This window comes from Streptomyces sp. NPDC041968, assembly GCF_055589025.1.
Genome location: NZ_JBVJCB010000004.1, coordinates 24533 through 38105 on the forward strand (window position 1 = coordinate 24533; position 13573 = coordinate 38105).

A 13573-nucleotide genomic window follows, 5' to 3' on the forward strand; every position below is an offset into this window, starting at 1 on the left:
CGTCCCTGGTTAACCGTCAGTTGCCGTGCTAGCTTCGCAGGTCGGTCAGGCAGACGTACCGACTCACGGGGGACAGTCGGTGGAGACAGGCGCGGGATTCGGCGGGACGGCGGACGCTTCCAGGCACGCGCGAGGCATGGCGCTGCTCTTCGACCTGACCGAGGCGCTGTGCGGCATGAGCTGCACGGAGGACCCGCAGGCGCGCGGACAGTTCGCCCAGATGCTCGGCGAGCACCTCGGCCGCCCCGTCGACCTGCGGGGCGTCAGACAGCGCGAGGACGTGGTGACCCTCGTGCGCACCGCCCTGAACGAGGCGGGCGGGGAGCACGTACTCGTCGGGGTGGTGCGCATCCTCGAAGGCGCGCCGGCCGGCGAGGAACTGGACCAGCTGATCGCCCCCGCCCGCTCCGGCGCCCCGCCTCCCCAGGCGCCGCCGGGTCCGCTCGGCCGCGACGACGAGACCAGCGCGCGTGCCGTCCTGGCCAAGGGCGAACTCCCCGCGGACCGGCTGCGGGACGACCTCGCGGTGGAGCTGGGCGGTCTCGACCTGCCCGTCGGGCTCCTGCCCGACCAGCTCTTCCAGCACGTCCTCGAACGAAACGTCCAGCCGGACGGCCTGCCGCCCGCCGTGCTCCTGCTCGACCGGGCGGCCCTCCTCGCCGACGCGCCCGGCCACCGCCCCGCACTGTCCGGCTGGGTCGACGACTGGGCCCGGCGCGCGGAGCTGACCCGGGCCCTGGAGCAGCGGCGGGACGCACGGGCCGCCGTGGTGCGCGGTCCCGACATCCCCCGCTGCCTGATCGTCGCCGTGGAACCGGCCCGGGACGCCTCCGGCGACGTCGTGGTGCGCCACTGGCTCAACACCGTGGCCGGCCACTGGAACCCCCAGCCCGGCACGCCGGCCGTCACCACCCTGGACGCGCTCGGCTCGGCCGTCGACGAAGCGCTGAGCCAGGGCGCCCGCCTCCGTCCCGGCCCCCGCGACCGGCGTCCGAGTGGACACGGGCAGCCTTCGGCGTATGTCGAGTTCGTCCTTCCGTACGACCTCCTCAACCACGATGTGGCGGGGTTGACGCACCGTGTCGGCGACGGCCAGCCCTTACGCCTGGGCACCCGGTACGGGGTCCACCTACGCAGTCTCGAGCGCATGCGGTCCAGGGACCGCCGGGTCCTGGAGCAGTGGGAGGAACGCTGGGACGCCCTGCGGGAGCAGGGAGTGGCCGTGCACGGCTGGAGCGAGCCGGACGGTGGCCGGCTCGGTGCCTGGCAGACGGCGCTCGCCGGGGACACCGGCCGGACGGCCGTGGTGCTGGACGCCCCGGCCGACGCGCCCGCCCTGGAGGCGCTCAAGGCCGCCATAGCGGAAGGCGTGGGGCTTGCGGTCTGGGACCGCAGGGGAGTCTTCCCGGAGGAACGCCGGGAGGTGGTGACCGCCCTGTTCGCCGCCGTGCCGACGCCCGGGCAGATCCCCTTGGCCGTCCACCGCCTGCGGGAGAACGCCGAACGGCACTCCCAGGGCCCCGGCCGGCTCCTCGGCCGGCACATCGGGTTCCTCTGGGACGATCCCACCCGTCTTGTCGACATCCAGTCCGACTACGGCGATCTCGCCGGCGAGGAGGCAACGGCATGAACGCGCAGGAGCAGGCGTCCCCGAACGGCTGGCGGGTGTTCCACGGCACCGGCCGGCCACCGGTCGTTCCGCCCGCGCTGCCCGCGGCGCCGCCCTGGCGGCTCTTCCGCGGCGAGCCGCCCCAGCCCGCGCCGCCGGACGACCCGCAGGCCGCGCTGCGCCGCCTGGGCGACGGACAGGCCACCGCGCAGCTCGGCACCGACGAGATCGACACCGTCAACGCCGCCCTGCTGCTGCGCAGGCCGCTGCTCATCACCGGCCCGCCGGGCGTCGGCAAGTCCACCCTCGCCTACCTGATCTCCCGTGAACTGGGCCTGGGCCGGGTCCTGGAGTGGAGCATCGTCAGCCGCACCACGCTCCGGGACGGCCTCTACGTCCACGACGCCATGGGGCGTGCCCAGGCCATCGCGGCCTGGCAGGCCGGGCTGCGCGGCACCACGGCCCCCCACGCACCCGACGGGACCGAATCCGCCGCCGGGGAGACCTTGGCCGACACGGCCGACGTCAACGCCCCGAGACCCTCGTCACCCGAGCAACTCCCGCCTGTGCTCGGCGACTTCATCACCCTCGGGCCCCTCGGTACGGCTCTCCTCCCTTACGATCGTCCGCGGGTGCTCCTCGTCGACGAACTCGACAAGAGCGACATCGACCTGCCCAACGACCTGCTGCACGTCCTGGAGAACGGAAGCTATGACGTCCCGGAACTGGTCCGTGACGCCGCCGACAGCGCGCGCGTCCACACCAGCGACCCCGGCGGCCAGGCACTGCTGCGCAGCGGACGGGTGGAGTGCCGGGAGTTCCCGGTCGTGGTGATCACCAGCAACGGCGAACGGGAGTTCCCCGCCGCCTTCCGCCGGCGCTGCCTGCCGCTGGAGATGCGCACGCCGAGCCGCCGGCAGTTGCTGGCCCTGGTGGAGGGGCACCTGGGGTCCAGGCCGCAGGGCACCGAGGACCTGGTCGACCTCTTCGTGCAGCGGGTGCAGGCCGGCGGTACGCACTCCCTGGATCAGCTACTCAACGCGGTGCAGATGACTACCGCGGGTGGTTTCCAGGCGGACGGTGACGGGCGTAAGCTCGTGGAAATGCTCCTCCGCGACCTCGCGAAGGGCCGCTGAATGACCGGCTTCCCCAGGGAGCACGCATCCGGACCGGGCGACGAAGACCCCGTATCGGGGACGTCGCCTCCTTCGGTGTTGCCCGAAACCCTCGACGAGGGCGTCGTCGTCCCCGGCGGGCACCAGGCCGGCGTGCCCGTCGCCTCCGACCGTGACGTCGAGGGGTCCGCCGCCACGGACCGGTCCGTTCCGGGGCGTGCCCAGCCGTACCCGGGTGATCCGCAGTCGTCGGCGCCGCACTGGCAGGAGGTCGCCGACGCCGTCTGGCTCGCCGCCTACTGGGACTGCCACGGTGGACCGGGCCGGACGCCGGACCCCGCCCCGCGGCCGGACCGCCCGCTCCCCACGGATGCGCCCGTTGCCGAAGGGCCACGGGACCCGGCTCCGCAGGAGACGGAATCCGGGCCCCCGGGCCCGGACCCCGCCGCCGAAGAGCTCCCGGCTCCCGTCCGGCCACCCGCCCCCGGCAGCCCCGATCCGGCGCCGGGCCCCCCGGACGCGTCCGCACCACCCGCACCCGCTCACGTCCCGCTCCGGCCGGCGGCCCGCAACCGGCTGTTACCCGACCCCGAGGGCCCCTTCACGCTGCACGCCGGCCGCCCCCTGCTGCCCGCCGAGGACGACCCGCAGTCCGGGCCCGGCCGGGCCACCGCCCTGCTCGCCCGCGCCCTCCACCAGCTGGCCCGGCGCATCCCCTCCCGCCACACCCTGGAGCTCGACGAGGAAGCCACCGCCGAGCAGGGTCTGGCGGACGGCATGTGGCTGCCCTTCCTGCGGCCCGCCCGCACCCCCGCATTCGACCTGGTGCTGCTCACCGACGACGCCCCGACCATGCGCATCTGGCAGGAGACCTGCGCGCGGCTGGCCGAGGCCGCCGAGCACAGCGGCGCCTTCCGAGGCGTCCGCCCGGTACGGGTGCACGTGCCGCGCACCGGCACCGCCACCCTGCGCTGGAGCACCGGCCGGGCCGACGCCGACCCGGCCGAACTGCTCGACGGGCGCGGCGGACGCGTCTTCCTCGTCGTCACCGACGGCCTCGCCCCCGGCTGGGCGGCCCCCGCCGCCGACGACCTGCTCAAGCGCCTCGCCCACGCCGGCCCCACCGCACTGGTCCACCTGCTGCCCCCGCACCTGCGTCACCGCAGCTCCCTCTACCCGTACGAGGCGGTCCTGGAGGCCGGCGGCTTCGGCGCCCCGAACGACGGGCTCGGCCACTGGGCGCCGCCCGGCGGCCCCGACCCGTTGCGCCCCCTGCCCGAGGCCGGCGACGACTCGGTGCCGGTGCCCGTGCTCTCGCTCAAGCCCGGCTCCCTCGCCGCCTGGTCACACCTCGTGACCGGGGAACGCGGCGTGCGCCGCGCCCTGCCCATCGTGCTGGCCGGTGCCCTGGCCAAGGGCGCCCCCGCCCCCGGACTGCGCGCCCCGCGCTTCCCGCGCGCCGCCACCACCGCCGTACGCCGCTTCTTCACCCTCGCCACTCCGGCCGCCCGCCGGCTCGCCACCCAGCTGGCCGCCATCCCGTTCGACCTGGACCTCGTGGAGCAGCTGCGGCGGCGCACGATGCCGGAGACCGGGCCCGACCACCTCGCCGAGATCCTGATGGGCGGTCTCATCGACTGGGACCGAGCCGGCGAAGGCCGCCCCGAGTTCGCCGAAGGGGTCCGCGAGGCACTGCTCGCCACCACGACCCGCAGCCAACTCGCCCGCACCGTCGCGGTGGTGGGCGAGCTGCCCGCCGCGGGGCAGCGGGGCGTCGCCCTGCGCGCCGCCCTCCACGACCCGGCGGGCGCCGCCCTGCCCGACCCGGCGGAGCGGGGCTGGGTGCGCAGCGAACTCGCCGTGATGCGCGCCCTCTCGGGGCCCTACTCGGAGCGGGCCAGGCGCATCGAACCCGCAGTCGCCGGGCCCGTGCCGCCCGATGCGGCCGATCGGGTGGACGTCCGTTTGCCCACGGGTACACCCGCTGAGGTGAACCCGGCGGGCGACGACGGGTCATCCGGTGGCCGAGAAGGCAGTCATCCAGCGTCGAGCGATTCCGACGAACCTGGAGCACCCGTGCCGCTGGTACCCGACGCGACCCCACTCGAAGCCCCGGAGGCTGAGCCGCTCATGCAGAGCACCACGACCGCCACGTCCGCCCTCCTGGTGAACGTTCCCCTGCGGAACACCTCGTTCGTCGGCCGCCAGGGGCTGCTGAGCGCCGTGGAGGAGCAACTCGGCGCGCAGGACACGGCCGCCGTGCTTCCGCACGCACTGCACGGGCTCGGCGGGGTCGGCAAGTCGCAGCTGGCGCTGGAGTACATCTGGACCCACCAGCACGACTACCGGGTGATCTGCTGGATCCCCGCCGAGCGCGAGAGCCTCGTGCTGGCCGCACTGGGCACGCTCGCCGCCCAGCTGGGCGTCGTCCCCTCCGGCCAGGACCGCCCCGGTGCGCCCGCCGCGAACACGGCGGTGCCCGCCGTGCTGAAGGCGCTGAGCGAGGGGAAACCGCACGGCAACTGGCTGCTCGTCTTCGACAACGCCGAGGACGTCGACACGGTGCGGCAGTACTTCCCCACCAACGGGCCCGGCAAGGTCATCGTCACCTCCCGCAACCGGGCCTGGGAGCGGGTGGCCACGCCCCTGCCGGTGAACGTCTTCGAGCGTTCCGAGTCCATCGAGCTGCTCCAGAAGCGCTCGCCCGACCTGTCTTCCGACGACGCCGACCGGCTCGCCGACGCCCTCGGCGACCTGCCGCTCGCCGTCGAGCAGGCGGGCGCCTGGCGCGCGGTCACCGGCATGCTCGTCGACGAGTACCTCGACCTGCTCGCCCAGCGCAGCCCCGAGATCCTGGAACTCGACCCGAACCCCGACTACCCGGTGTCGGTCGCCGCCGCCTGGGACCTCTCGCTGGAGCGCATCCGGCAGAACAACCCCGGTGCCCGGCAGCTGCTCGACATCTGCGCCAGCATGGCCCCCGAGCCCATCCCGCGGTCGATCCTGCGCGGCAGCCGGGGTGTCAGCATCACGCCGGAGATCGACCCGCTGCTGCGCGAGTCGATCACCCTGAACCGCGCCATCCGCGACCTCAACCAGTTCTCCCTGATCAGGGTGGACCCGCGGTCCAACACCCTCCAGATGCACCGCCTCCTGCAGACCGTGCTCCTGGCGAAACTGGGCGCCGAGGAACGGGAACGGATGCGCGGCGCCGCGCACCAGCTGCTGTCGGCGGCCAAGCCGGGCGCCCCCGGCGCCTCCCTGGAGTGGCCCGCCTACCAGGCGCTGCTGCCGCACGTGCTCGCCTCCCAGGCGGTGACCAGCTCCGACACCTGGGTGCGCGACCTCGTCACCGACACCGTCTGGTTCCTGTACTACTGGGGCGACCACGAGGGCGCGGCGGACTACGCCCGGGAGGCCTGGAGCGCCTGGCTCGCGGCCTCCGGCGAGGAGGACATCCACGTCCTGCGCATGACCAAGAGCTTCTCGTTCCTGCTGCGCCAGACCGGCCAGGTGACCGAGTCCATCCCGCTGATCGAGCAGGCGCTGGAGACCTCCCGTCGGCTGGAGGTCGAGCCCGAGGAACTGATCGACTCCCTGTGCGAGATGGCCGACGCCCGCCGCTACCAGGGCCGCATCCACGAGGGGCGGACCGTGAGCCAGGAGGCGACCGAGCTGTCGCGGTCCCTGTTCGGCCCGGACGATCCCACCACGCTGCGCGCCATCCACTCGTGGGGCGTCGACCTCAGACTGTGCGGAGAGTTCCGCGAGGCGCTGCCGCTGGACCGGGAGAACGCCCGGCTCCGCGACCTGTTGTTCGGGCCCACCAGCTTCTTCACCCTCAACACCCTCAACGGCCTGGCCATCAACATGCGGGAGAGCGGTGACTACCCCGGGGCGCGCGACTTCCAGGAGGACGTGTACCGGCGGGCCGGCGCCGCCTTCGGTGCGGAGCACCCGCTCACCCTGCGCATCGCACGCAACCTGGCCGTCTGCCGCCGCCGCGACGGGGCGCTCACCGAAGGCGCGGAGCTGTCCATGGAGACGCTGCGGCGCTTCAACAGCCGCTACGGGCCGGACCACTTCGACTCGCTCTCCACCGCCACCAACGTCTCGGTCGACCTGCGGCTGACCGGGGACCTCGACGGCTCCAGGGAGCTGGCCGAGGAGACGGTCCGGCGCTACGAGCAACGGCTCGGCGAGGAGCATCTGTACACCCTGCTGACCCGGGCCAACCTGGCCGCGACCCTGCGCGCGCTCGGCAACCTGGACAAGGCGCAGGAGCACGAGGACGAGGTGGCGGGCCGGTTGGCCGCGACCGTGGGGGAGGGGCACATCACCACCCTGACCACGGCTCTCGGCCAGGCCAGTACGGCCTACGCCCGCCTGGACTTCGAGCGGGCGCACGAGATCGACCGGGCCAACCTGCCGCGGCTCGCCGAGGTGGCCGGCGAGGACCACCCGCTGACCCTGTCGTGCACCGCCAACCTCGCCCTCGACCTGCGCGGCCTCAGCAGGGGCGCGGAGGCCGACGAGTTGCTGCGCAGGGCGGTCGAGGGCTTCACCCGCGTCGTCCGCGCCGACCACCCCTGGCTCCTCGCGGCCCGCGGTCGGCGTCGCATCGAGTGCGACATGGCGCCGATGCCGCTGTAACGGCGCCCGGTGCCCGGCGGGGGCGTCTCAGCCGACGTCCGCCGCCGGAGCCGCCGTCGCCGCGCCGTCCTGGGTGGACGAAGCGGGTGAAGCGGACGAAGTGGAGGAAGCGGGCGGGGCGGCCACGGTGCCGAAGGCCGGCGGCGCGGGGCGGTCCCGTTCGGCCAGGCGGCGGACCAGGAGCAGGAGCGGCTGGGTGAACAGGGTCGTGGCCAGGGCCATGAAGACCAGCACGGTGTAGAGCGGGGGACTCAACAGCCCGGCCTGCAGGCCCGCGTTGAGGGCGATCAGCTCGGTGAGCCCCCGGGCGCTGAGCAGTACCCCGACGGTCCGCGCGTCGTCCCGGTCCAGTCCACCGAGCCGGGCCGCGGCCGTCCCGCTGCCGATCTTCGTCGCGACCGCCAGGACGGTCACCACCAACAGGACCGTCCAGCCCGTGCCGTCCATGGTGTTCAGCGCCACCGACTGCCCCGAGATCACGAAGAAGAACGGCAGCAGCAGCGAGCTGACGTCGTGCAGCGGTCGCAGCAGGTCCGGATCGAGCGTGCCGTCCTCCGCGCGCGGGACCACCACCCCGGCCAGCAGCGCACCGAAGATCACGTGCAGCCCGAGGGAGTGCGTCACCCACGCCGACCCGAGGGCGAAGCCGATGAGCAGCGCGAGCCGCAGCGAGGGCTCCATCCGGGTGCCCCACAGCAGCCGGCGCAGGACCGGCCGGGCCGCGAGCGCCATCACGGTGACGAAACCGACCGCGAGCGCCGCCCGCCAGGGCCAGTCCAGCGCGGCTCCGCCGCCGCCCCCTTCCATCAGCGCCGCCGCCAGGACCGTCCAGCAGACCGCGTCCAGCACGCCGGCCGCCGAGACCGCCACCACACCCGGCACCGAACGGGAGAGTCCGTTCTCGCGCACGATGGCCGTGAGCACGGGCACCGCCGTTATCGACAGGGCCACCCCGGCGAAGACCACCATGGCGGGGGAGGGGTCACGGGGCATGCCCAGGTCGTGCAGCTGGTCCCGGAACAGCAGCGCGCCCCCGCAGCCGGCGGCCATCGGCACCACGAACGACGCCAGCGCCACGGTCAGCGAGGTGCGGGCCCGGGCGCCGAGGATCTTCAGGTCCAGCTCGTAACCCACCGCGAAGAGGAAGACCACCAGGGCGAACTGCGCGAAGCCGGTCAGGGCCGGGCCGATCTCCGGCGGGAAGAGCGAGGCATGGGCGTCCGGCGCCAGCGCGCCGAGCAGGGACGGGCCGAGCGCGATGCCCGCCGTCAGCTGGCCGACGATGTAGGGCTGCTTCAGCCGCCGGGCCAGCCAGCCGGCCGCGTGGGCGGCGACCAGGACGAGAGCCGAGGCACCCACGAAATGCGTGATCAACGCGTCAGGGCTCATGAGGTCTCCCCGTTGGTCCGGTGGTCATCCGGTTGCAGACGTGTTCGACGGTCGCCCGTGCGACGATCCCGTGTTCGGAGCCTTCCCCGCGCCGGAGCCCCAACTTTCCTAGAATAAGGCGCAATTGACGAAGCAACGGAAGTCGTACACGGACTTTCACCGGGGTCACGGGGGGCACATGACGGCGGTTGTCTTCATCCACGGCACAGGGGTGCGCGAACCGGGCTTCTCTGCGCTCGCGGGGCGCTTCTCCGCCGGAGTGACGGCCCTGCGCGGCGGGCTGCGCGTGGTGCCGTACTACTGGGGCGGTGAGCACGGGGCCGCCCTCGCCGCCGGGGGCGCGAGCCTGCCGCCGGTCTCCGGCGTCGGCCGGGGCCCCGGCGCGCCGGACGCGGCCGAGGACGACACGGCCGCCTGGGCCGCCCTCTACGCCGACCCGTACGCCGAACTGGCCCTGGCCGCCGGTTCCGTGCCCGCGGCCGAACTGCCGCCCGGTTCGCTGTCCCTGGACCAGCCGGTCCGGGAGCGGCTGGCCGCCCTCGCCGCCGAGGGCGACGCGCCGGCGGCCGAGCTGGGCCCGGGCCTGGGACGCGCCGCCGCCGACCTCGCCGCCCACCCGCTGCTCGGCGCCGCCGCCGCGGCCCTCGCCCCGGACGACCTCCCCGACCTGGCGGCCCGTTGCCTGACCGCCCAGGTCGTCGCGGGTGCCCTCGACGCCGACGCGCCCCTCGTGCCGGTCGGCGCCACCCGGGACGCCGTCGCCGACCGGCTCGCCCTGACCCTCGGCGCGCCGGCCCCCGGCACGGAACGCGGGGTGCGCTCGCTGGCCCTGCGGGTCGCGGGCTCGGCCGCCTCCCGGGCCGTCGTCCGCCGCCGCCGCGCCCTCACCGAGGCCGCCCATCCGGCCGCCGGGGACGTCCTGCGCTACCTCAGCCGCGGCGAGGCGGTCCGCGCCGGACTGCGCCACCTGCTCGCCGGTCTGGAACCGCCCGTCGCGATCGTCGCCCACAGCCTCGGCGGCATCATCGCCCTGGACACCCTGGTCCTCACCCCGCTGCCGCAGGTCCGGCTGCTGGTCACCGCCGGCTCCCAGGCGCCGTTCCTGTACGAGTCGGGGTCGCTGCCCTCCCTGGAGCACCCGGCGCCCCTGCCCGACCACGTCCCCGAGTGGCTGAACCTGTACGACCCCCGCGACCTGCTCTCCTACCTGGGCGCCGGCCTGTTCCCGGGCCGGGTCACCGACATCGCCGTCGACAGCCGCCAGCCGTTCCCGGCCGCGCACAGCGCCTACTGGACCAACCCGGACGTGTACCGGCACCTGGTGGAGCGGCTGCCGTGACCGGCCCGGTCGCAGTAGGGGCGGTGGACCCGGCGCGCGTGCACGCCCTCGTCGTCGGCGTCGAGGCGTACGACGCGGGCGCCGGCTGGGACCTGCCCGGGCCCGCCCGGGACGCGGTCCGCTTCCACCGCCTGCTGCGCGCCGCCGGCGTACCGGAGGCCAACCTCCGGCTGCACCTCGCGCCGTTGCCGCCGTACGTCCCCGAGACGCCGTACGCGCCGGCCGACCACGCCACGCTGCGCCGGGTGCTGGTCCGTGAACTGCCCGCGGTGTGGGGCGACGTGCTCTGGGTGTGGTGGGGCGGGCACGGCGTCCTCGACCGGTCCGGGCACCTGCGGTTGTTCTGCGCGGACGCCACCACCGAGGACAAGCTGGGCATCGACCTGGACTCCGCGCTCGAACGCTACGCCGGAGACGCCGTGCCCGGCCTCGCCGACCAACTGTGGGTCGTGGACGCGTGCGAGACCTTCGAGGAGGCGCTCGCCTTCCGGGAGCCGCTGCCACCCGACGGACTGCCCGTCGGGCGGCGCAGCACCGCGCACCGGCAGACCGTGCTGCGGGCCGCCGGACGGGGCCGGACCGCCGCCAACGATCCCGCGCGGGCCACGGGCCTGTTCTCCGACGTCCTGCTGGCCCTGCTGGCCGACCGGACCGCCGTACTGCCCTCCCCGCCCGATGCGGAGGAACTGTTTCCGGCCGTGCGAACGCGTATCGCCGCCCTCAGGGACGCGGGTCGTACTCTGCAGTATCCCGAGATCCGGCTGCAGGGCCCCGAACGCACCGAGATCGTCACCTCGGCGGACCTGGACGGCGGGGAGCGGCGGATCTCCCCGCTGCTGCGGGCCGTGGACGCCCTCCTCGCCTACCCGCTGATGAGCGACCCGGCCGAGCGGCAGACGGTGGTCGCCGCGCTGGGCCCCGGCGTCACCGGCACATTGCCCCGTCACAGCAAGGCCCGCACGGACGCGGCCGGAATTCTCGCCGGCCTCGCCCGGCACCGGCCGCAGGCGCTGTGGGACCTGTTCGACGCGGTGCTGTCCGTGGACGACGACCCGGAACTGAGCGCGGAACTCGCCGGGGCACTACGGCAGTTGGAGGCCTCGACCCGGACGAAGCGGACGCGCCGGTGATCGGTGGCGTGATCGTACGGTTTTCGGCAAGGGCAGGAACGGCCATGATGGAGTAAGACACGGTGTCATCGCGTGCCACCGTGCGAGAAGGGGGAGCATCTTGGATCAGCCGCCCGCTCTGCATCATGCCGTGACCGCCGCCCGGGACCCGGCCGCTCGTACGCGCGCCGTCTGGGAGTCGGACCTGGCGGACGTCGCGGCGCTGCCCTTGTCCGCTGTGGACGGTCTCACGCCGCTCCGCCCCTCCGTCCGCCTTCTCGAAGAGGTCCTGCGCGCACGCGGCAGCATCCGGGGCGGTGGCGAGGGCAGCGGCGGTGGCAACGGTGGTGCCCGAGCCGAATAGCCGACACCCGCCCCTACGGCAGAGCCCGACGCGGCCGTGCGCCCGCCGGGCCGTCCGTGTGTCCGCACCCGTAACCGGAGGTCCCCGCTCATGACCAGCGCCCCGCGTCCCGCTCCGTTCCGGATGCCGGACCGGCTCTTCGCGCAACTGGCCGCGGGGGGCGGTTCCCCGGAGGCCGTCGCCTTCCTGGAACGCGGGGAGCGGGCACGGCGGCTGCTCCTGCTGCGCACGCTGCTGGACCGGCTGGCGGCGCTGCCCACGCCCCTGACGCCGGTGGCCCAGGCCTGGGCGACGTTCAAGGAGGCCGCCGAGCGGGCGCCCGAGGCGGTCGACCGGCTGCTGCTCGCGCCGACGACCGGCGGCTGGATCGCCCACATGCTGCGCCGCGTGCACGGCACCGCGACCGGGCCGCCGTTGTGGGCGGAGGCCGGCCGGTTGAACGTCCTGGCGATCACCGCCTCCCTGCACGCCGGTACGGAGCGGACCCTCACGGTTCCCGTCACCGACGGCGGACTGCACCTGCCGGGCCTGGGCACGCTCCGCGTCCCGGACCAGGCGCCGGGCCCCTCCGTCGCCCGTGCGGCGACGAAAGCGGGCGAACTCACCTTCTCCGGCCCACCGCACCACGACGGGACCCGGACCTTGGTGACGTGCCGCCCGACGACGGCACCGGCGCAGTACCTCCGCCATGACGGGCCCCGCCCGGAAGGACCCGAGCCGGAAGGCCCCCGGCCGGACGGTCCCCGACGGAGCCCGCCCGAGCCGGACGCCTCGACCGAGCGGCGTACATCCGACCCGGGGCCCGTGGGCGGGCGGCGCGCACCCGAGCCGGCCGTGCTCTCGCAGCGCCCCGGCCCGCCGGCGACCGCCGCCGTGGCCGCGGGCCCCTGGCTCCCCCTGCGCACCCTCACCCACACCACTCCCACGGGGCCGGTCGCCATACCGCTGGACGACCTCGACCCCTACCGCGACCTCGACGACCCGGTCCCGCCTGCCCGGCTCGACGCCGACGAGGCGGCCGAGTGGCAGCGGATCTTCGACGGTGCCGTCGCGCTGCTCGCCGCCACCGGCACCGCACCGGGCCCGGGACGGCTCGACCCGGCCCTGATACGCGCCGTCGTGCCGTACGGCCGTACCGCGCTCAGCCCGCCCGCCCCGCCGACCGTCCGCGTCTCCGCCTCCAGCGGCGACTCCTTCGGCGCCATGCTGATCTCCCGGCCCGGATCCGCGCTCGCCCTCGCCGAGACGCTCGTCCACGAGTTCCAGCACAGCAAACTCGCCGCGCTCCTCCACCTCTTCCCCCTCCTGGACGACGACCGCGAGGAGCGCTACTACGCCCCCTGGCGCGCCGACCCGCGCCACCTCACCGGGCTGCTGCACGGCGCGTACGCCTTCACCGGTGTGGCCGGCTTCTGGCGGGACCGGCTGGCCGAGCCGGAGCACGCCGAGGCCGCCGCCTACCACTTCGCGCTGCGCCGTCTGCAGAGCCGGCTGGTGGTGCGGACGCTGCTGACCAGTGGCCGGCTCACCGCTCCCGGCCGACGGCTGGTCAGCGGCCTCGCCCGGACCCTGGACGACTGGCTGCGCGAACCCGTCGCCCCGGCCGCGCTCGCCCGGGCCCGTACGGCCGCAGCCCTGCACCGCACGCAGTGGCGGCTGCGCAACATCGCGGCGGTGGAGGGGCCGGACGGCGCCCTCCGGTTCCGCCCGGACCGGGACTTCTGGCCGGACACCCGCACCCACGCCTTCGCCACCCGCCCGGCGGCCCCCCTCGCCCCCGACGAACACCTCGCCGCCGGTGACGCGGCCGCCGCGCTGGACGGCTACACCGAGGACCTCGCCCGCGACCCGGCCGACGTCCACGCCCGGTCCGGCTGGATCGTCGCCCGCGCCGTCCTGGACCCGGGCCCCGCCGCCCGCCGCACCCTCGCCCGCCCGGAACTGCTCCAGCCGCAGCCCGGTCGCTGAACCGGGACGCACGGGTGTGGCCGAGCC

At 75.0% G+C, this 13573-nt stretch carries 8 protein-coding genes; 7 read left to right on the forward strand and 1 reads right to left on the reverse strand.

Features of this window, described 5'->3' with window-relative positions:
- Positions 1-136 precede the first annotated feature (136 nt).
- Genes ACZ6EG_RS11145 through fxsT form a run of 3 tightly spaced genes read left to right on the forward strand, consistent with a single transcriptional unit; the run spans position 137 to position 7377 of the window.
- Positions 137-1630, forward strand: coding sequence for a VMAP-C domain-containing protein (locus tag ACZ6EG_RS11145; protein WP_469603601.1), 1494 nt, complete (start codon positions 137-139; stop codon positions 1628-1630).
- Positions 1627-2745 (forward strand): MoxR family ATPase, encoded by a 1119-nt coding sequence (locus tag ACZ6EG_RS11150; RefSeq protein WP_469603603.1) that lies wholly within the window; start codon positions 1627-1629, stop codon positions 2743-2745. The genes ACZ6EG_RS11145 and ACZ6EG_RS11150 overlap by 4 nt, the downstream gene beginning before the upstream one ends.
- Entirely contained in the window at positions 2746-7377 is a 4632-nt protein-coding gene (fxsT, locus tag ACZ6EG_RS11155) for an FxSxx-COOH system tetratricopeptide repeat protein (RefSeq protein WP_469603606.1), read from the forward strand.
- 27 nt (positions 7378-7404) lie between these two features.
- Here fxsT and ACZ6EG_RS11160 read toward each other — a convergent pair whose 3' ends face one another.
- On the reverse strand, positions 7405-8766 hold the full coding sequence (locus ACZ6EG_RS11160; protein ID WP_469603609.1) for a cation:proton antiporter: 1362 nt from the start codon (positions 8764-8766) through the stop codon (positions 7405-7407).
- Positions 8767-8944: 178 nt separating this feature from the next.
- On the opposite strand from ACZ6EG_RS11160, the gene ACZ6EG_RS11165 reads away from it, so the two are divergent.
- The 4 genes from ACZ6EG_RS11165 (at position 8945) to ACZ6EG_RS11180 (ending at position 13546) form a co-directional block, all read left to right on the forward strand.
- The gene (locus ACZ6EG_RS11165; protein WP_469603612.1) at positions 8945-10105 is read left to right on the forward strand and encodes a hypothetical protein; all 1161 of its coding nucleotides are present in this window, start codon (positions 8945-8947) and stop codon (positions 10103-10105) included.
- Positions 10102-11235, forward strand: a complete 1134-nt coding sequence (locus ACZ6EG_RS11170) for an effector-associated domain 2-containing protein (protein WP_469603615.1) — start codon at positions 10102-10104, stop codon at positions 11233-11235. The genes ACZ6EG_RS11165 and ACZ6EG_RS11170 overlap by 4 nt, the downstream gene beginning before the upstream one ends.
- Positions 11236-11365: 130 nt before the next feature.
- Entirely contained in the window at positions 11366-11578 is a 213-nt protein-coding gene (locus ACZ6EG_RS11175) for a hypothetical protein (protein WP_356612034.1), read from the forward strand.
- A 90-nt stretch (positions 11579-11668) separates the two neighbouring features.
- The gene (locus tag ACZ6EG_RS11180) at positions 11669-13546 is read left to right on the forward strand and encodes an HEXXH motif domain-containing protein (protein WP_469603618.1); all 1878 of its coding nucleotides are present in this window, start codon (positions 11669-11671) and stop codon (positions 13544-13546) included.
- Positions 13547-13573 lie beyond the last annotated feature (27 nt).

Bases quoted from the DNA above. Each gene is read 5' to 3' on its own strand.
- ACZ6EG_RS11150 (WP_469603603.1), top strand. From the start codon at position 1,627: ATGAACGCGCAGGAGCAGGCGTCCCCGAACGGCTGGCGGGTGTTCCAC.
- ACZ6EG_RS11180 (WP_469603618.1), top strand. From the start codon at position 11,669: ATGACCAGCGCCCCGCGTCCCGCTCCGTTCCGGATGCCGGACCGGCTC.
- ACZ6EG_RS11165 (WP_469603612.1), top strand. From the start codon at position 8,945: ATGACGGCGGTTGTCTTCATCCACGGCACAGGGGTGCGCGAACCGGGC.
- ACZ6EG_RS11160 (WP_469603609.1), bottom strand. From the start codon at position 8,766: ATGAGCCCTGACGCGTTGATCACGCATTTCGTGGGTGCCTCGGCTCTC.
- ACZ6EG_RS11145 (WP_469603601.1), top strand. From the start codon at position 137: ATGGCGCTGCTCTTCGACCTGACCGAGGCGCTGTGCGGCATGAGCTGC.
- fxsT (WP_469603606.1), top strand. From the start codon at position 2,746: ATGACCGGCTTCCCCAGGGAGCACGCATCCGGACCGGGCGACGAAGAC.